The 16,891-nt window shown below is 42.9% G+C and carries 16 protein-coding genes and 1 riboswitch; of the genes, 8 read left to right on the forward strand and 8 right to left on the reverse strand.

Annotated elements, in window-relative coordinates:
• Window positions 1-6 precede the first annotated feature (6 nt).
• From HUS26_RS14470 to HUS26_RS14480, 3 genes are all read left to right on the forward strand, one after another.
• The gene (locus tag HUS26_RS14470) at window positions 7-1,371 is read left to right on the forward strand and encodes a DUF2254 domain-containing protein (RefSeq protein ID WP_173917805.1); all 1,365 of its coding nucleotides are present in this window, start codon (window positions 7-9) and stop codon (window positions 1,369-1,371) included.
• Between the two features lie 134 nt (window positions 1,372-1,505).
• Complete coding sequence (locus HUS26_RS14475; RefSeq protein WP_173917806.1) at window positions 1,506-2,399, forward strand: cation diffusion facilitator family transporter; 894 nt, start codon at window positions 1,506-1,508, stop codon at window positions 2,397-2,399.
• A gap of 4 nt (window positions 2,400-2,403) precedes the next feature.
• Entirely contained in the window at window positions 2,404-2,718 is a 315-nt protein-coding gene (locus tag HUS26_RS14480) for a helix-turn-helix transcriptional regulator (protein WP_173917807.1), read from the forward strand.
• A gap of 38 nt (window positions 2,719-2,756) precedes the next feature.
• Here HUS26_RS14480 and HUS26_RS14485 read toward each other — a convergent pair whose 3' ends face one another.
• On the reverse strand, window positions 2,757-3,182 hold the full coding sequence (locus HUS26_RS14485; protein ID WP_173917808.1) for a pyridoxamine 5'-phosphate oxidase family protein: 426 nt from the start codon (window positions 3,180-3,182) through the stop codon (window positions 2,757-2,759).
• A gap of 159 nt (window positions 3,183-3,341) precedes the next feature.
• Between HUS26_RS14485 and HUS26_RS14490 the strand changes: the two genes are divergently transcribed.
• Both HUS26_RS14490 and HUS26_RS14495 read left to right on the forward strand, forming a co-directional pair.
• Window positions 3,342-4,067, forward strand: a complete 726-nt coding sequence (locus tag HUS26_RS14490; protein ID WP_173917809.1) for a Bax inhibitor-1/YccA family protein — start codon at window positions 3,342-3,344, stop codon at window positions 4,065-4,067.
• Window positions 4,068-4,211: 144 nt separating this feature from the next.
• On the forward strand, window positions 4,212-5,066 hold the full coding sequence (locus tag HUS26_RS14495; protein WP_173917810.1) for an alpha/beta fold hydrolase: 855 nt from the start codon (window positions 4,212-4,214) through the stop codon (window positions 5,064-5,066).
• A gap of 35 nt (window positions 5,067-5,101) precedes the next feature.
• Here HUS26_RS14495 and HUS26_RS14500 read toward each other — a convergent pair whose 3' ends face one another.
• The 4 genes from HUS26_RS14500 to HUS26_RS14515 form a co-directional block, all read right to left on the reverse strand.
• Window positions 5,102-5,626, reverse strand: a complete 525-nt coding sequence (locus HUS26_RS14500; protein WP_173917811.1) for a hypothetical protein — start codon at window positions 5,624-5,626, stop codon at window positions 5,102-5,104.
• A 149-nt stretch (window positions 5,627-5,775) separates the two neighbouring features.
• Window positions 5,776-7,170 (reverse strand): L-cystine transporter, encoded by a 1,395-nt coding sequence (locus tag HUS26_RS14505; RefSeq protein WP_173917812.1) that lies wholly within the window; start codon window positions 7,168-7,170, stop codon window positions 5,776-5,778.
• Window positions 7,171-7,362: 192 nt separating this feature from the next.
• Window positions 7,363-8,040 carry a class I SAM-dependent methyltransferase gene (locus HUS26_RS14510; protein ID WP_173917813.1) on the reverse strand — a complete coding sequence of 226 codons (678 nt, stop codon included), beginning with the start codon at window positions 8,038-8,040 and terminating at the stop codon, window positions 7,363-7,365.
• A gap of 13 nt (window positions 8,041-8,053) precedes the next feature.
• Complete coding sequence (locus HUS26_RS14515) at window positions 8,054-8,800, reverse strand: class I SAM-dependent methyltransferase (RefSeq protein WP_173917814.1); 747 nt, start codon at window positions 8,798-8,800, stop codon at window positions 8,054-8,056.
• A 169-nt stretch (window positions 8,801-8,969) separates the two neighbouring features.
• A riboswitch (cobalamin riboswitch) is annotated at window positions 8,970-9,144 on the forward strand.
• A gap of 308 nt (window positions 9,145-9,452) precedes the next feature.
• Here HUS26_RS14515 and HUS26_RS14520 point away from each other — a divergent pair.
• The 3 genes from HUS26_RS14520 (at window position 9,453) to HUS26_RS14530 (ending at window position 13,240) form a co-directional block, all read left to right on the forward strand.
• Complete coding sequence (locus HUS26_RS14520; RefSeq protein ID WP_173917815.1) at window positions 9,453-11,675, forward strand: ribonucleoside-diphosphate reductase subunit alpha; 2,223 nt, start codon at window positions 9,453-9,455, stop codon at window positions 11,673-11,675.
• 12 nt (window positions 11,676-11,687) lie between these two features.
• On the forward strand, window positions 11,688-12,728 hold the full coding sequence (locus HUS26_RS14525; protein WP_173917816.1) for a ribonucleotide-diphosphate reductase subunit beta: 1,041 nt from the start codon (window positions 11,688-11,690) through the stop codon (window positions 12,726-12,728).
• A 365-nt stretch (window positions 12,729-13,093) separates the two neighbouring features.
• On the forward strand, window positions 13,094-13,240 hold the full coding sequence (locus tag HUS26_RS14530) for a hypothetical protein (protein WP_173917817.1): 147 nt from the start codon (window positions 13,094-13,096) through the stop codon (window positions 13,238-13,240).
• A 40-nt stretch (window positions 13,241-13,280) separates the two neighbouring features.
• On the opposite strand, the gene nadA is transcribed toward HUS26_RS14530, so the two are convergent.
• The 3 genes from nadA to nadB are packed head-to-tail and all read right to left on the reverse strand — an operon-like array spanning window position 13,281 to window position 16,839.
• Complete coding sequence (nadA, locus tag HUS26_RS14535; RefSeq protein WP_173917818.1) at window positions 13,281-14,378, reverse strand: quinolinate synthase NadA; 1,098 nt, start codon at window positions 14,376-14,378, stop codon at window positions 13,281-13,283.
• 33 nt (window positions 14,379-14,411) lie between these two features.
• Window positions 14,412-15,254 carry a carboxylating nicotinate-nucleotide diphosphorylase gene (gene nadC / locus HUS26_RS14540; RefSeq protein WP_173918865.1) on the reverse strand — a complete coding sequence of 281 codons (843 nt, stop codon included), beginning with the start codon at window positions 15,252-15,254 and terminating at the stop codon, window positions 14,412-14,414.
• Window positions 15,235-16,839: an L-aspartate oxidase gene (gene nadB, locus HUS26_RS14545; RefSeq protein ID WP_173917819.1), complete on the reverse strand. Its 1,605-nt coding sequence runs from the start codon at window positions 16,837-16,839 to the stop codon at window positions 15,235-15,237. Before nadB ends, nadC begins: the two co-directional genes overlap by 20 nt.
• Between the last annotated feature and the right edge of the window lie 52 nt (window positions 16,840-16,891).

A 16,891-nucleotide genomic window follows, 5' to 3' on the forward strand; every position in this document is an offset into this window, starting at 1 on the left:
CGTTCTATGTTTTTAAATTTGCTGCCTTTATCTTTACAAAAATACTTCCAGATGTCTAAACGGCTTCGAAAACATGAAATACAGTCTACATTATGGTTAATGCCGCTTATTTACATAATTATCTCCATTTTTTTAGTGGCGCTCACTTTAACTTTAGACCTTGTGATTGGCCTGGAGGACGTTATACCACCTTTGCTTCACTTTGAGCCCCAGGCGACGAGAACTTTGATCAGTGCCCTGATTGGCGGTATTTTAACGCTGAGCGCCTTTACGCTCAACTCCCTCTTAGTTGTTTTAACAACATTCAGCGGTCAGTTTTCACCGCGGATGCTGCTGAACTTTATTTCCGACCGCCAAACCCAGCATGCTTTAGGAATATTTAACGGCAGCTTTGTGTTTGTGTTGCTTTTATTTCTTTTTATTGGAGGAACTTCGCAAAAAGTCCTGATTGCTACACCTATTATGACAGCAACCCTAGCTTTTATTACAGCATTGGTTTTTGTATATTTTATCAACCATGCGACAACGTGGATGCAGGTCCACAATATCACGTACAGTATGAAAAATGTCTCTAAGGATATTATTTACGAGTCCTTAAGAAAAGATCTGGATAAACACCGCACAAAGGATCCAAGTAACTTAATGGAAGATTATCAGGAGGAATCCCACAATGTACTTTCAAGGAAAACGGGCTATATTCAGCTGTTTGATTATAACCGAATGATTGACGAAGCCCGTCAGGATGATATTATTCTCCAGCTGCATGTTCAGACAGGCGACTATATCCTGGCAGGCAATGACCTGATTAGTTATTGGGGTCCGGGCGCCGACAAAGTAGATGAGTCTAAATACTATGAAATGGTGGAAATCGGCTACAAAGAAACAGAAGTTCAGGATATTCAGATGGGGATGCACAAGCTTGCCGAAATTGCGATTAAGGCACTTGGCAATGATGATCCTAAAACAGCGTCCAATACCCTTCACCAGATGGCCGACCTTATGCTTTCCGTTGACAGCTACATTACGTTCAGCCCTTACCTTGCCGACGATGATAAGCAGGTGCGGGTGATTCTAAGAGAAGAAACTTTCGACTACTACATTTACCGGGGCTTTGGCTATATCCGCCACTATGCAAAGGATAACCATTTAATTATTACCGAAATTGTTGCCTGCTTAGCCAAGGTCGCTGAGTCTATTGATAAAGATAAACATGATAAGCTGTGGAATTTTGGCTGTAACACGATTGATCATATTGAGAAGCAAGTCATTTATGAACTTGATAAAACCTTCCTCCTTCGGGAAGTGAAGCGTCTGGCAGAAGTTACCGGCCATTTAGACGATTACCCGCCGATAGAAAGTAAGTTTTATTGATATTCTATACTTAAGCGCCGGGCTTTTTAGGAAGCCTGGCGTTTTCTTCTTTAATTTATTGACACTTTAATTCTTTCCCATAATATGATATATATGAACATATACACATATATTGAAGTAAGGAGGCGATCTATTTGGGACACCATCACCATCATCATGACCATACGACCGGAAATATCAAAACAGCTTTCTTTCTTAATTTTTTCTTCACAATTATTGAACTTATTGGAGGTATCTTAACAAATAGTATGGCGATTATCTCTGATGCGCTCCATGATTTAGGGGATTCCCTGTCACTTGGACTCGCATGGTTTCTGCAGAACTTCTCTAAGAAGGAAAAAAGCAAGCAATTTTCGTTTGGCTATAAGCGTTTTTCTTTATTAGCAGCGTTAATTAACAGTGTGGTACTCATAGTAGGATCAATTTTCATTCTAACAGAAGCTGTACCGAGGCTGCTTGACCCGCAGGAGCCTCATACATTAGGTATGATGGGACTCGCGGTGCTCGGGATTCTCGTTAATGGTGCTGCCGTTTTTAAACTTCGCGGCGGTTCCTCAATGAATCAGAAAGTAATCACCTGGCACCTGCTTGAAGACGTGCTCGGCTGGGTGGCTGTATTAATTGTCAGTATCGTCATGACATTTGCCGAGCTGCCGATTCTTGACCCGATCGCATCAATTTTCATTACGTTGTATATTTTATATAATGTTATTCTTAATTTAGTAAAAACCATGCGTCTGTTCTTAGAGGCTGTACCAGAGAACATTAATTTAGATGAAATTATTAATACGATCCAGCAGCTGCCTGACGTGAAGTCCACCCACCATACTCACTTGTGGTCTTTAGATGGGGAACACCACGCGTTTTCCACACATGTCGTTGTGCCGGCATCCTCCAGCAAGGAAGCTGTGTGCAACATTAAAGAACAGGTGAAGCAAGTGATTGAAGATATTCATCTCGACCATATAACGATAGAAATTGAATATGAGGATGAATATTGTTCGATGAATGAAGAAAAAGGAGGATAAACATATGGATGACCACCCTTTTTACTCAAAAGACCTCGATGAAGAAACGCTTTTCGTCGTCACGCAAACCTTCAAGGCCTTATCAGACCCGACGAGGGTGAGAATTCTTAACCTTCTTTTTGAAAAGGAGTACAGTGTCAATGAGATTGCGGAAAGCCTCCACCTAAGGCAATCCACGGTTTCCCACCAGCTGCGTTTTTTAAAAAACTTACGGCTAGTTAAATACCGGCGGGAAGGAACAACGATGTACTATTCTCACGACGATGAGCACGTCATTAATGTACTGCAGCAGATGATTCAGCACGCCCTGCACCATTAAAGAAGCTGCCTCCCCTAAAGGGAAGCAGCTTCTTTCATTTACATCTCTAATGTTTGCGGAGTTTTATCGCCGGCGTTCATCAGCCGGATGCTTTCAGGGTAAATCTCGAGCACGATGTAGTCTGGATCTTCTTTTCCGTTAAACCAGTGTTCCATCTGTTCGGTCCAAAGCCAGTCTTTAACCTTCTGGTCTTCTCTAATCTTCGCCTGGCCTTCCACCTCTAAATAGGTGTCGCCATAACCTTCCCCTTCATAGCCGATAAGGATATGAACATTAGGATTCTCTTCAATTTCATCCGTCTTATGGGTCTCTCTGTGAGTAGGTGTATAGAACGTGAACTCATCGTCATTCGCAAATGTCATATAACGGGAGTGCGGCTTGCCCTGCTTTACCGAGGCAAGAGTACCGATTTTATGCTGATCCATAATATTGTATATCTTTTTCTTCAATTCTTCTTGATTCAAAACGATTCTCCTTTCTAATTGAAAACTTATCCTTAGTTTTCCTGTAAAAAGGAAAATATAAACATCGTAATACTTTATTCGTTTCTTCCCCCGGCACATATGTTTAACTATATAATATCGGGAAATAGACAGATAGCACGAAGATAGGAGAGGAAGACTATGCGCTCAGGAAACCCTGCCTTAAACGAGAAAGTGTTCTCCAGGAATCATTCAGGTGGATCTTCTATGACCTTTGGAGGCACTATTGGTAAAACGAGCTTATTATTTATCTTTTTATTAGGTACTGCAGGGTATACATGGTATCAATATATCCAAGGTACGGACGTACGTACAATGATGATGATCGGCCTGATCGGCAGTTTAATTTTTGCATTAATTACGATTTTCTTTAAAAAGGCAGCCCCCGTTACCGCCCCGGTTTATGCAGCTCTTGAAGGCTTTTTTATCGGCGGCCTATCGTCCATTGTGGAATCAATGTATCCGGGCATCGTCCTTCAGGCGGTATCTATCACATTTGGAGTAATGGCCGGACTGCTCATCCTTTATTCCTTAAGAATCATACGGGTCACGCAAAAGTTCCGGCAGATGGTCATTGCGGCTACAATCGGGATATTAATCGTTTATTTAATCAACTTTATTTTAAACATATTTTTTAACACTCAGGTCCCTTATCTTCATTCAAATGGATGGATTGGAATCGGGATTAATATCTTTATTGCTGCTATTGCCGCATTAAACTTAGTGCTGGACTTTGACTTTATTGAACGAGGAGTTAAACGGCAGGCGGCTAAACATTTAGAATGGTATGCAGCATTTGGACTTATGATTACGCTCGTCTGGTTGTATATTGAAGTCTTAAGATTACTGCAAAAACTGAGAAGATAAGCCATCTTCTCCATTAAAAAGTCAGCCTTCTGCGCTGGCTTTTTATCATAAAACCGTAATATTTGTAACAAAAATGAAATAATAGGTTTATAATAAATCAATTCTATATTACACTGGAAGAAGTACAGTTTTTGGAGGCTCACCATGCTTGATAAGGTATTACACCATAGAAAAAAGTTCATATGGATAACCGTGTTATCCTTTTTACTGGGGGCGTCGATTTTCTTTGTCAATTCTACACCGACTCGTTCTGAAAAGCCTTCGGTCGTGACACCGACTATTTTTGTGCATGGCTACAAGGGCGGGCCTGGCTCATTTAATACAATGCTGGACCGGTTTGAAGATAATAATTGGGGAACAAAGCGAATGGTCATATATGTTACAAATGAAGGTAATGTAAGGGTTCGCGGAGGTATCCCTTATACAATGAACCCGTTTATTCAGGTCATTTTTGAAAACAACCGTGCGAGCATTGCTGACCAGACGAGCTGGCTTCGTACGATAATGACGAAGCTTCACAATGACTACGCAATTTCACAAGTTAATTTAGTCGGTCATTCCATGGGAGGATTAGCTTCCACTAACTTTTTACTGAACAACCAAGAAGGCGACTATCCGGAGGTTAAAAAGTTAATTACGATCGGCAGTCCTTTTTTAGGGATTGGGCAAAATGATTATTTCAGTTTAAACACAGGAGAAGCCACTGTGGACCTGCAAGTGAAATCCAATGCACTAGTCACAATGTTAAACAGTAAAGAGAACTTCGAAAAAGATATTCAAGCACTTTCGATTGCGGGTGTCATTAATGAGAATGACCTTGAAGAAGATCAATGGGATGGGGTTGTAACAAAACCAAGCGCCCTTGGACTGCGAGGAATTGTCCCGCGGAAAAACTTCTCTGAGCTTGTTTTCAGCGGTCCTTCAGCCACACACTCCGGGCTGCACGAACATACTGGAGTAGATGAAGCTGTTGCCGAGTTTTTATGGAATATTCACTAATGTATAAGAGCACAGGCTGCTGGCCTATGCTCTTTTTAAATGTGTTTATATTCAAGCTGGACGACTTCTCCAATGGCGGCGATCGTCTGGTCTTTAAATTCCATAGGGACACTCTGGCCGGAAGGATCTCTGTAATAATATTCTTCTTTTTCGTTTAGAGGGCTGTAACCCAAGCCTTCAAGCTTTTCCCTAAGCGATTCAGGTATCTTGGAGTAGCCTGCTGACTTTTTAAAATAGGGCGTGGCATAAATTCTTACATCGATATCCCCTGCTCCTGCATGCACAACAAATAAATCCTTAGGTTTCTGAGCAATCCACTGCCCTTTCGAAAATACAGAAATTCGAAGCTTCTCCAAAGCTGATATTCCTTCAAGGTTGATACCGAAAATTTCTAAGATTACGCTGCGGATCTTCTCTGGTGAAATCTTTTCCCCATAATCCTGTAGGTATAAGTCCATCACTTGGACTTTTGTTAAATTTTCTATATAGGCGGAAGACGTATTGCTTCCCAGCTGATTGAGGGATTGTTGAACGCGCCTGGTTACCTCTTGCGAATACATGTGATTTATGCCCCTTTTCATTAGGTTAACCTCTTTGTTTAATGTATTCTCCAAATTACGAGTAAATCCTGCAATGTTCTACATAAACTGACAACATAAAAAAGAGCCGTCGAGTGCCGGCTCTTTTAGAAACTCTGTTCAAGCTTTATTTAAATAGCAATGTCTTTTTCCACTGCTTTTGCGTCGTTAAACTTTTCACGGTTGAACTTACCGAGAATGCGTGAGGTTATCGTTCCAGACGTCATCGCACCGTTTACATTTAAAGCTGTACGTCCCATGTCAATCAGCGGCTCTACCGAAATCAAAAGGCCGGCCAAAGCTACTGGAAGATTCATGGAAGATAACACGATGAGAGCTGCAAATGTCGCGCCTCCCCCTACTCCGGCTACTCCAAAGGAGCTGATGCCAATCAGCAGGATCAACTGAATTAAAAATCCTGGACTAAGCGGATCGATACCGACAGACGGTGCAATCATAACCGCAAGCATAGCAGGATAAATTCCGGCACATCCATTCTGACCGATCGTCGCACCAAAGGAAGCTGACATGTTGGCGGTACCTTCATCGACGCCCAGGCTGTTTTTCTGAGCTGAAATATTTAAAGGAATTGTCCCTGCACTAGAGCGGGAAGTAAAAGCAAAACCGAGAACCGGCAATACTTTTTTCAGATAAGTGAATGGGTTAAGTCCGCTGAATGCGATAAGTGTGAGATGCAAAATAAACATGACAAGCAATGCAACATAAGAGGCTAAAACGAATTTACCCATTTCTAAAATTCCAGCCACATTTGTTTGAGCAACCGTATTGGCCATTAATCCCATAATCCCAATTGGCGTCAAACGAAGGATCAATGTAACAATCCTCATGACGACAGCATAAACCGCGTTGACTCCTTTAGTAAATACGGCTGCCTGCTCAGGATTCTTTCTCCTGACGCCTAATACAGCTATACCAACAATTGCCGAGAAGATTACGACAGCAATCGTTGATGTAGCCCGGTCGCCTGTCATATCTAAAAATGGATTGGCCGGAATAAATTCGAGAATTTTTTCAGGTGTGCTCATATCCTGAAGGCTTCCTAAGTTTTCCTCCATATAGGCGCCCCGTTCCTGCTCCTCCTGGCCGGCTTCAATCTGATCGGCATTTAAATCAAACATAAGCGAGCTGCCGACACCAACCACTCCGGCCACCATTGCTGTCGCCACAAGAATTCCAATAATCCATGCCGACATCCGTCCGAGTTCTGATGCCTTCTCTAAATTAATGATCGCCTGAATGATCGAAACCATAACGAGCGGAATGACGATCATCATCAACAATTTGACGTAGCCGCTGCCCGCCAGACTGTACCAGTCCGTCGTTTGAGTTACAATTTCTGATTCTGTACCGAATGCGGTCTGTAAATAAATACCTAAAATGATTCCAAACCCTAGACCTGCAAACACACGTTTACTGAACGAAAAGTGCTTTTGCTGCATTTTAATTAATACACCAATGAGCGCCAGTAAAACTGCAACGTTTACGACTACTAGAAATGTACTCATTCTAATCCCCCTTCTTCAGTTCAATATGATATGAATGCTGCTTAAAAACTAAACTATATAATTCCGATGATTTTTGTCAGCATTCATATAATTCAAACTTAATCTATATTTATGTCAATAGTTGGTTAAAAATCCTTTAAAGCCACAAAAAAATGCGCCATAAAATGACGCATTCTGCAAATGGTTATTCAGCTATTTTTCCAATAAGAACACCCACATGAACGACAGGGCCTGCTGAAGCTCCTGAGGCAGATCAGAAAGGTCTTTCCCTTCAACTTCCCGCTTCCATACACCATGCCCATCTACCAGCTTCCAGCCTGATTCTAAAGCCAGCTGCTCAAACTCCCAGGGCATCATGGTATTGCAGATAACTTCTTCTCCGTAAACCCTGCGGTAACTATTTACTCTTGGTTTGGCTGTAGGCCCAAGGATACCTATGCACAATTTCCCTCCAGGCTTTAAAACCCGCTTCATCTCTTTTAAGCCTTCATCAGGCACTTGCACCCACTCTAAACTGTTAACTGCCATAACAGCATCAAAGCTTTCATTCGCTAAAGGCAGATCCACTAAATCACCTTGGACGAATTGAAGAGTTTCTTCCTCAACTCGACTTTTCGCACGCCGAATCATATCTTCTGAAATATCCACTCCGGTCACATGATATCCAGCCTGATACAACTTAAAAGAGCCATAACCATCGCCGCAGCCCAAATCTGCAACGGTAATTCCTTTATCAATGAACCGTCCCATAAAAGGAATTATCGTTTGCCTGCTGCCTTTGTCCCACATGCTGCGGCTGTTGGCATTCCAAAATTCCGCCCGTTCATCCCACTGTTTTTCTGCTTCTGTATGCCAATTAAAAGATTTCATTCTTTCATTCCCCTTACTTTCGAACTTTTATTATAAAAGTGGCTGGTACTTTACTCGCTTTAAAGGAAGAATAATATCTCTGCGAGTATGACGCTTCCGCTTCAGACCTCCCACTCCCCTCAATAAGCTTTTCAATCGTAAAACCTGCTTGAATGAGTTCATTTATATATGTACTCAATGTTCTGCGTTTCATCACAGCTTGAATTCCATCTTCTTTAAAGCTTTCAAAAATCCTATGTTGAGACTGTTCATACGCCTGCGTTACTTCAATTCTTCCTTCTTTGACATCAACTGTCGGATAAAAAGGATGCTCCCAGCTAAACACAAAGATCCCTCCCTCTTTTAAGTATGAGTATACGAGCGACAGGGTTGTTCTCAAATCCATCGTCCACCCTAAAGCATAAATAGAGTAAACGATGTCAAAATAATTTTCTGGAATAGTGCCCTTTTCTTCCATCGGGCCGCAATGCAAGGATACGTTCTCATAAGGGAGAAGCGTCCTGGCCGTCTGGATCTGCGATTCAGAAATGTCTACCCCCCATACTTCACGCGCGCGTTTATTTCTTACATACTCCAAAGAATGCCCGCTTCCACAACCTATATCAAGCACCGTCGTATTATCAATATTTCCAAGCAGCTGAAGCTCTTCTTCACTCTGGCTGTAAGGCCCGTAATCAGGTAATGCATCTTTACCGTCAAAATGATGAGCAATTGAATCCCAGCACTTTTTGTTAATTGTTAATGCCTTTTCTGACTTCATTAGCGTCCTCCCTTTCTCCCTATACTTTTCGATATAAGTCGATCGTTCCCTCTATTTTCAAACACATTCTTTCTGCTTATTTTTGTATAAAATTGTTGCACTTCATTTTAAACTTCGTTATGCTTATAACACAATATAAGCTAATTATTGATTTTAAAAACACTATATATAGTATCCGCGAATAGAAGATGCCACTAGGCTTAATAGGGAATCTGGTACAATTCCAGAACTGCCCCCGCAACTGTAATCACTCGCGAAACGGATCACCCACTGTGCATTCACGGGAAGGGCCGGAGTAGGATCGAGTGTAAGTCAGGAGACCTGTCTTCGTTCGCAGGAGTTTCTACTTCTTCGGGGATTGAGAAGATGAAACGATGGAATGCAGGCAGCCTTACCTCCTCCGTTTCATGGTTTCATCCGCTCAATTTATTGAGCGGATTTTTTTATGGTCAGACTTTGTTAAAAACTTTTTCAGCATAAAAAGGAGGAATCCGCTCCCTTTTAAGCGGAAGAACCTTCGGGCCACCTCGCTCGTTACATCGCTGAGGGCTTCCGTGAGCACGTTTTTTAAGCAGGAGTGCCGAAAGATTCCTTCCCCGCCCGCAATAACAAAGCCTATGGATAAAAAGCTTTAAAACAAAGGAGTGGTGATATGCAATCAATTCAAACGACTTTTTGGCAGGAATGGCTGGAAACACAAAAAGCCTCCTTTCCTTCTTTAGAATTGGATCGAATCATTGAAAAATCAAAGAATTTACCAGGAAACAGAAACGAACAGGCAAAAACTCTTGTGCTGGAATGCCTTGCAGAAATTAGTGAAACATTGCCGGACTGGACGTATGTAGCGAGCCGGATCCATTTGCAGCAAATGTACGAAGAAGCTATGAAAAATCGCGGAACCGAACATCCATATACCGGGTTCTATCAATTGCTGAATCAGCTTATGGAGGAAGATATTTATACTTCTTCCCTTCTCAATTACTATTCAGAAGCAGAAGTAAATGAGTTGGAAGAGGCGCTTGTACCAGAGAGGGACGGACTGTTTACTTATATTGGGGTGAAAACGCTCGGAGACCGCTATTTAGCCAAATCTAAGTCTGGCCAAGTTTTTGAACTTCCGCAGGAGCGTTTTATGATTATCGCCATGACTCTGATGGCAGATGAACCAAAAGCCAATCGTTTAAAATTAGTTAAAGAATCCTATTGGGCGCTGAGCAGCCTCTATATGACGGTGGCCACCCCGACTCTGGCCAATGCCGGGAAGCGGTATGGGCAGCTGAGCTCCTGCTTTATAGATACGGTGGATGACAGCCTCCAATCGATTTACGACAGCAACACAGATATTGCGAACTTAAGCAAGCACGGTGGAGGAATTGGTGTTTACTTAGGAAAAATCCGCAGCCGCGGCAGTGATATCCGCGGATTTAAGGGGGTTTCCTCCGGAGTTCTCCCCTGGATGAAGCAGATTAACAATACAGCTGTCAGCGTTGATCAGCTCGGACAGCGTCAGGGGGCTGTAGCGGTTTACTTAGATGTATGGCATAAAGATATTTTCCCGTTCTTAGATAGCCGGCTGAATAATGGCGATGAGCGCCAGCGGACTCATGACCTATTTACAGGCGTCTCTATCCCTGATCTGTTCATGGAAGCCGTCGAGAACCGTGATAACTGGTATTTATTTGACCCTCACGAAGTTCGAACCGTCATGGGTTTTTCATTAGAGGACTCTTATGATGAAGTGCGGGGTTTGGGATCCTTTAGGAACCGCTATGAAGCATGCATTCAGGAGGACCGCCTTTCAAAGGAAAAGGTTCCCGCCATTGAAATCATGAAGCGTATTATGATTGGACAGCTCGAAACCGGTACGCCATACATGTTTTACCGTGATGAAGTAAACCGAATGAACCCAAATTCTCATAAAGGCATGATCTACTGCAGCAATCTCTGCACAGAAATCACCCAAAACCAGAGTCCGACAACGCAGGAAGAACAGCGGGTCGAAGATGGAAAAATCATTACTATAAAGACTCCCGGCGAATTTGTTGTCTGCAATCTGTCCAGCATTAATCTAGGCAGAGCCGTCCCCGCCAACGTGCTGCAAAGACTCATTTCGATTCAAGTACGAATGCTCGACAATGTCATCGAGCGAAATACGATCCCTGTCCTGCAGGCACAGCTGACGAACCAGTCTTACAGAGGCATTGGCTTAGGAACTTTTGGATGGGCGCATCTATTAGCACAGAAAAAAATAGCCTGGGAGTCAGGTGAGGCTGTCGATTACACAAATGAGGTTTATGAAGAGATTGCCTATTACACGATAGTAGCCAGCAGCGAGCTGGCAAAAGAAAAAGGCAGCTACCCGCTCTTTGAAGGATCAGACTGGGATACGGGGCAATTTTTTGTTAAACGGGCGTTTGACCAACACGGAAAGTTTGACTGGCCTAAGCTTCAGGATAAGGTGCATCGTGATGGCATCCGCAATGGTTACCTTATGGCCGTTGCCCCTAATTCAAGTACGTCTCTTATTGCAGGAAGCACAGCCAGCATTGACCCTATATTTAAAAAATTCTATTCCGAAGAAAAGAAAGATTTCAAGATTCCAGTCACAGCTCCCGATCTAAGCCCTGAAACTTACTGGTATTATAAATCAGCTTATGACATTGATCAGCATACGAGCATTAAGCAAAATGCTGCACGTCAGCGATATGTGGACCAGTCGATTTCTTTTAACTTGTATGTAAAAAACACCATTAAAGCAAAAGAGCTGCTTACTCTCCACCTGGACGCATGGAAATCAGGGTTAAAAACGACTTACTACACCCGCTCTACTTCAAGCCAGGGTGAATTTGACGAATGTGAAAGCTGCTCATCGTAAGGAGGAATTAATATGGATCAAATACTAGACAAACGAAAGCTCGTGGATCATAACGCGCCAAACGCATCTACCGGGATCGTCAATGGCAGAAGTTCCAATGTGCTGAATTGGGACAACACCCGCTATTCCTGGGCATACCCAATGTATAAAACGATGCTTGCCAACTTCTGGATACCAAGTGAAATTAACATGAGCAATGACTTGAAACAGTGGCCGTCTCTTTCTGAGCAAGAACAGAACTCTTTTAAAAAGATCATTGGACTGCTTGCATTCTTAGATTCTATCCAAACAGATTACTCCGGCAAAATCGCAGACTATTTAACAGATTCGAGCCTCTCGGCATTAATGCAGGTGCTTGCTTTTCAAGAGGTTGTCCATAACCAGTCTTATTCTTATGTATTATCCACTCTTGTCGATCAAGGCGAACAGGAGAAAATTTTTGAGTACTGGAAGCATGACGACATTCTAATAGAAAGAAATCAGTTTATCACTGATGGATATGAAGAATTTGCCGATCATCCAAGCCTTGATTCTTTCTTAAAATCCATCGTGTATGATGTCGTGTTAGAAGGCTTGTTCTTTTATGCCGGTTTTGCCTTCTTCTACAACCTGGCAAGAAATCAGAAAATGGTTTCGACAAGCACAATGATTAACTACATCAACCGGGATGAGCAGATCCACGTTAATTTATTTGCCCATATTTTTAAAGAAACGCTAAACGAAAATCCTGATCTCGACCGTAAGAAATATGAAGAGTTTACGACAGAAACCTTTAAAAAAGCCGTGGAACTGGAAATCAAATGGGCTCACCATATCATCGGCAGCAGTTTTCCAGGGATTCCAATTAAAGACTTAGAAGATTATATCCGCTATATTGCCAACAAACGCTGTAAGCTCCTTGGCGCAGTCAAGCCATACCCTGAATATAATGAAAATCCATTAAAATGGATTCGCGCTTATCAAGAAGTCGATGAAGGAAAATCCGATTTCTTTGAGCAGAAATCAAGACAATACACGAAAGTATCAGAAGACAATGGATTCGATGATTTATAAATCCGCGATCCTCCCGCTAACAGGTTATTCTCTTGAAGAATGGCCTGTTTTTTATTCTTTATGGTGATTAAGACTGCTCAATAAATAAAAACAGCTCAGGCCCTCCGTGGCCACTGAAAAACTGAAGATCTGTGAAAGGTAGAATTTCAAGAGATTTGTGCCCTTATTCCTTCATAAGTTTCACGATTTGTTTCCCATTAGCTGTGAAATTCGCCATCGCACCTTGAATGTGGACGGTCTAACATCAAATCTCTCACTTTTATGTATTACTTTCATTGTACAAGAAAAAAGAGTGACTTTCTTTTAAAAATCTAAGAAAATCACTCTTTATAGATTGGCTCTGTTGATTCTACGATGAGCGTTCGGTGGTGACGCCTGCGGGAACAGCGCGAGCCGAAGATCCACTTGGTCAAGTGATCTTCTTGACTAAGTTAGCTTCAGGCCGTGCCCGCGGCAAGCATCCACCGACAAGCGGTTCGGAACAACAAACTTTAACAGCTCTTTTAGATTAGAAAGGACTTTTTCAGTGGCTTCGGCCATCCTGAGCTGTTTTTATCGCGACAACATTCTTTCCAGGGCAGCCATTGCCAGCTGTTTAGTCTCTGTATCCACGGTTATAATATGGTGAGGATCCTCCTCTATAATGCTTTCAAGTGACCATAGCAAATGAGGCAGGTCAATTCGGTTCATTGTTAAGCATGAACACATATTAGGATTTAATGAAAAAACATTTTTTTCAGCTTCCTGCTGTGCTATACGGTTTACTAGGTTCATCTCTGTTCCAACGGCCCATTTCGTTCCAGCAGGGGCTTGTCGAATCACATCGATAATTTTATTCGTCGATCCCGCTTCATCTGCTGACTGAACAACATCGAATGAACACTCCGGGTGGACGATTACATTTACATCAGGGTGATTAGCTTTTACTTGCTTTATATTTTCTAAGGTGAATTTTTCATGTACAGAGCAGTGCCCCTTCCACAAGATCATTCGAATATTATGAGCTTCTCCTTCATATTCAAGCGTATCACTTAACGGGTTCCATACAGCCATTTGGCTCAGGGAAATCCCAAGGTCATAAGCCGTATTACGACCCAGATGCTGATCAGGCAGAAATAGAACACACTGCTTCTTAGTAAAAGCCCATTCAAGCATCTGAGCAGCATTTGAAGAGGTTACGGTCGAACCGTTATGTTCTCCGCAAAAAGCTTTAATCGCGGCTGTACTATTAACGTAGGTGACTGGCAGAATGTTATCTCCCAGCTTCGCCTGGAGTTTTGGCCATGCTCTTTCCACTTGCTGAATAGTAGCCATATCAGCCATAGAACAGCCAGCTCTTAAATCTGGGAGCAGCACTGTTTGATGCTCAGCAGATAGTATATCAGCTGTTTCTGCCATAAAGTGCACCCCACAAAAAACGATATACTCTGCCTCTTTGTTGCTCGCAGCTGCCTTTGCCAGCTGCAGCGAGTCCCCGGTCGCATCGGCAAATTGAATAACTTCATCTTTTTGATAATAATGCCCTGGCATATATAGACGTTTTCCGAGCTTTCTTTTTATTGACCAGACCCGTCTTTTCATCTCCTGTTCACTCATCGAGCGGATATGCTCAGGAAGTGTATGAGCCTGAAAGCTTTGTAAGACCTTCATGTAATGACTTCCTTTCTATCTTGAATTTAATAATTACTGTTTTGGGCTTTCTATTAAAAGGCTGATATCAGCTGCTTCGACAGAATGTGTGAGACTACCAAGGGAAATATAATGAACGCCGCACCCTTTATATGAAACTATATTGCTGAGAGTTATATTTCCCGATGCCTCCGTTTGAATGCCGTCAGGGACGAGAGCTGTACAATTTTTAATATCATCTGGTTTGCAGTTATCAAACATGATGACATCAGCGCCGGCTTCAACCGCTTCTTTAACTTCCCTCTCACTTGTCGTTTCCACTTCAATTTTAATCATATGGCCCGCTGATTCTTTTACCTTCCTCACCGCTTCGGTAATACTTCCGGCAGCTGAAATATGGTTATCTTTAATCATTACCGCATCATAAAGTCCGTAACGATGACTCCTCCCGCCGCCGCACTTAACAGCATACTTATCAAACATTCTTAGGCCGGGTATTGTTTTTCGCGTATCACAAATGCGTATAGATGGATCGTTCAATAAAGCTGCGGCCCGAGCAGTCATCGATGCTATACCGCTCAATCGCTGGATAAGATTAAGGATTACGCGCTCAGCACTTAAAATCGCGGCCGTACTTCCGTTTATTTCTGCTAAGATTTGGCCTTTTGTTATCAGTTCACCATCTTGTACAAAAATCGTTATTTCTGCCTGACTATCCAAGAGGCGGAATCCCTCTCTAATTACTTCTCCTCCGCAAAATAAGCCTTCACTTTTCGCAGTCACTCTTGCCGAAGACGTGTGTTGGCTGGAAAAAATAGCTTCCGTCGTTACATCTCCTGTCCCGACATCCTCTAGAAAAAAACTTCTCAGCTTTTCATTAATTAATAACGGGTTCATCGTATCTGTTCCTTTCATGCCCAGACCTTTTCTTTTCTATAGACGGCTTTAACGATCCGCCTTCCCAATTGATTGATAGACTGGACCATTTTTCTGATTCTGTCGGGTAATCTGCCCGTATATGAGCCCCTCTTGATTCTGTCCTTTCCAATGCTGAATTTATGACCATCCAAGCCACAGTCAGCATATTCTTAATTGTCAGCTGTTCTTCAGTTAACTCGAAAGAAGCAGAACGCAGCAGATAAGGTTGAAAGTTCACAAGCCACTCTCTCATTTGGAGTAAGTTTTCCTTTGTCTTAACAATACCTGCCCACTCATCCATTCTCCCTTTCAGCTCACCCAGTTCTGGCAATATAGGCGGCACTGAACTGAGCGGCCAGTGAACTTGGCTTGCCTTTTCCACTGAAAGACCTTCGTGTTTTAAACGGCTTCCCAAAAGTAAAGCTGAAGCTGCGGCTTCCAACAGAGAATTACTGGCAAGCCGGTTGGCGCCGTGAAGGCCGGTGCATGCAGCTTCCCCAATAGCATATAGACCTTTAATGGAAGTCTCTCCCCATTCATTTGCTGCAATCCCCCCCATCATAAAGTGAGCGCCCGGGCGGACCGGAAGTAGATTTCCAGCCAGATTAATTCCTTCTGCCAGAACTCGTCCAGCAATCGTCGGGAACCTTTCGGGAAAATCCGGAACATTTTTAATCGATAGAAATACTTCTCTGCCGCTTTTCAAATTTTCGTAGACCGCCAATGAAGTAACCGAGCGTGGAGCTAAGTCTTTTAGGGGGTGGCGATCTTTCATAATGGAATGGTTGAATTCATCTACTAAAATACCGCCTTCTCCTCTAATTGCTTCAGATAACAGCCCAGCTCCTCTCCCTCTAGCAAAGAGCATCGTAGGATGAAACTGCATGTATTCCATATCGACGAGCTTTGCACCCGCTCGGTAAGCCATCGCTAAGCCGTCCCCTGTTGACTCTTCTGCATTAGAAGTAATCGAATACAGCTGGCCGCACCCTCCTGCAGCAACTATAGTGGCATCGGCAAAAATGACCACAGGCTCCCCTTCTTTATTTTTCCCTCTTACACCAGTACACCTGCCTTCTTTCATCACAAGATCATACGCGTTAAAAAGCTCCAGCACCTCGACATTTTTCGTGATTCTCTTTTTTAATTGCTCGATGATATGCCAGCCCGTCGCGTCTCCCCCCGCATGATAAATCCGGCGGCTGCTGTGGGCACCTTCTTTAGCTAGATCAAATTCACCGCCCCTGTTTTTATCAAACGCTACCCCGAGTGATATTAACTTTTCCATAACTTGTGGGGCCTGCTTAAGTATATTTGTCACTATGTTTCGAGCGTTCACATAACGCCCGGCCTCCACTGTATCTTCAATGTGTAGTTCTACACTATCATTGCGGCCAAGCGCTGCAGCTATTCCTCCCTGTGCTTTGCTCGAGTTCCCGGCACCGAGAGCAGACTTCGTCACTAAAACAACTTTTTTCTCTGCCGGCAATTCTAATGCTGTCAGCAAACCGGCAATTCCGCTTCCAATGATGACAACCTCTGTTTCCATTACTTTTGGTTCCATTCCGATCCCCTTTTGTGTGTATATACATTAGTCTTGACATATATATTTACAT

The sequence above is a fragment of the Halobacillus sp. Marseille-Q1614 genome (assembly GCF_902809865.1).
In the GTDB taxonomy this organism is placed as follows: domain Bacteria; phylum Bacillota; class Bacilli; order Bacillales; family Halobacillaceae; genus Halobacillus_A.

Bases quoted from the DNA above. Each gene is read 5' to 3' on its own strand.
- HUS26_RS14495 (WP_173917810.1), top strand. From the start codon at position 4,212: ATGCTTGATAAGGTATTACACCATAGAAAAAAGTTCATATGGATAACC.
- nadB (WP_173917819.1), bottom strand. From the start codon at position 16,839: ATGGAACCAAAAGTAATGGAAACAGAGGTTGTCATCATTGGAAGCGGA.
- HUS26_RS14470 (WP_173917805.1), top strand. From the start codon at position 7: ATGTTTTTAAATTTGCTGCCTTTATCTTTACAAAAATACTTCCAGATG.
- HUS26_RS14505 (WP_173917812.1), bottom strand. From the start codon at position 7,170: ATGAGTACATTTCTAGTAGTCGTAAACGTTGCAGTTTTACTGGCGCTC.
- HUS26_RS14490 (WP_173917809.1), top strand. From the start codon at position 3,342: ATGCGCTCAGGAAACCCTGCCTTAAACGAGAAAGTGTTCTCCAGGAAT.
- HUS26_RS14480 (WP_173917807.1), top strand. From the start codon at position 2,404: ATGGATGACCACCCTTTTTACTCAAAAGACCTCGATGAAGAAACGCTT.
- HUS26_RS14515 (WP_173917814.1), bottom strand. From the start codon at position 8,800: ATGAAGTCAGAAAAGGCATTAACAATTAACAAAAAGTGCTGGGATTCA.
- HUS26_RS14525 (WP_173917816.1), top strand. From the start codon at position 11,688: ATGGATCAAATACTAGACAAACGAAAGCTCGTGGATCATAACGCGCCA.
- HUS26_RS14520 (WP_173917815.1), top strand. From the start codon at position 9,453: ATGCAATCAATTCAAACGACTTTTTGGCAGGAATGGCTGGAAACACAA.
- HUS26_RS14510 (WP_173917813.1), bottom strand. From the start codon at position 8,040: ATGAAATCTTTTAATTGGCATACAGAAGCAGAAAAACAGTGGGATGAA.
- HUS26_RS14500 (WP_173917811.1), bottom strand. From the start codon at position 5,626: ATGTATTCGCAAGAGGTAACCAGGCGCGTTCAACAATCCCTCAATCAG.
- nadA (WP_173917818.1), bottom strand. From the start codon at position 14,378: ATGAAGGTCTTACAAAGCTTTCAGGCTCATACACTTCCTGAGCATATC.
- nadC (WP_173918865.1), bottom strand. From the start codon at position 15,254: ATGAACCCGTTATTAATTAATGAAAAGCTGAGAAGTTTTTTTCTAGAG.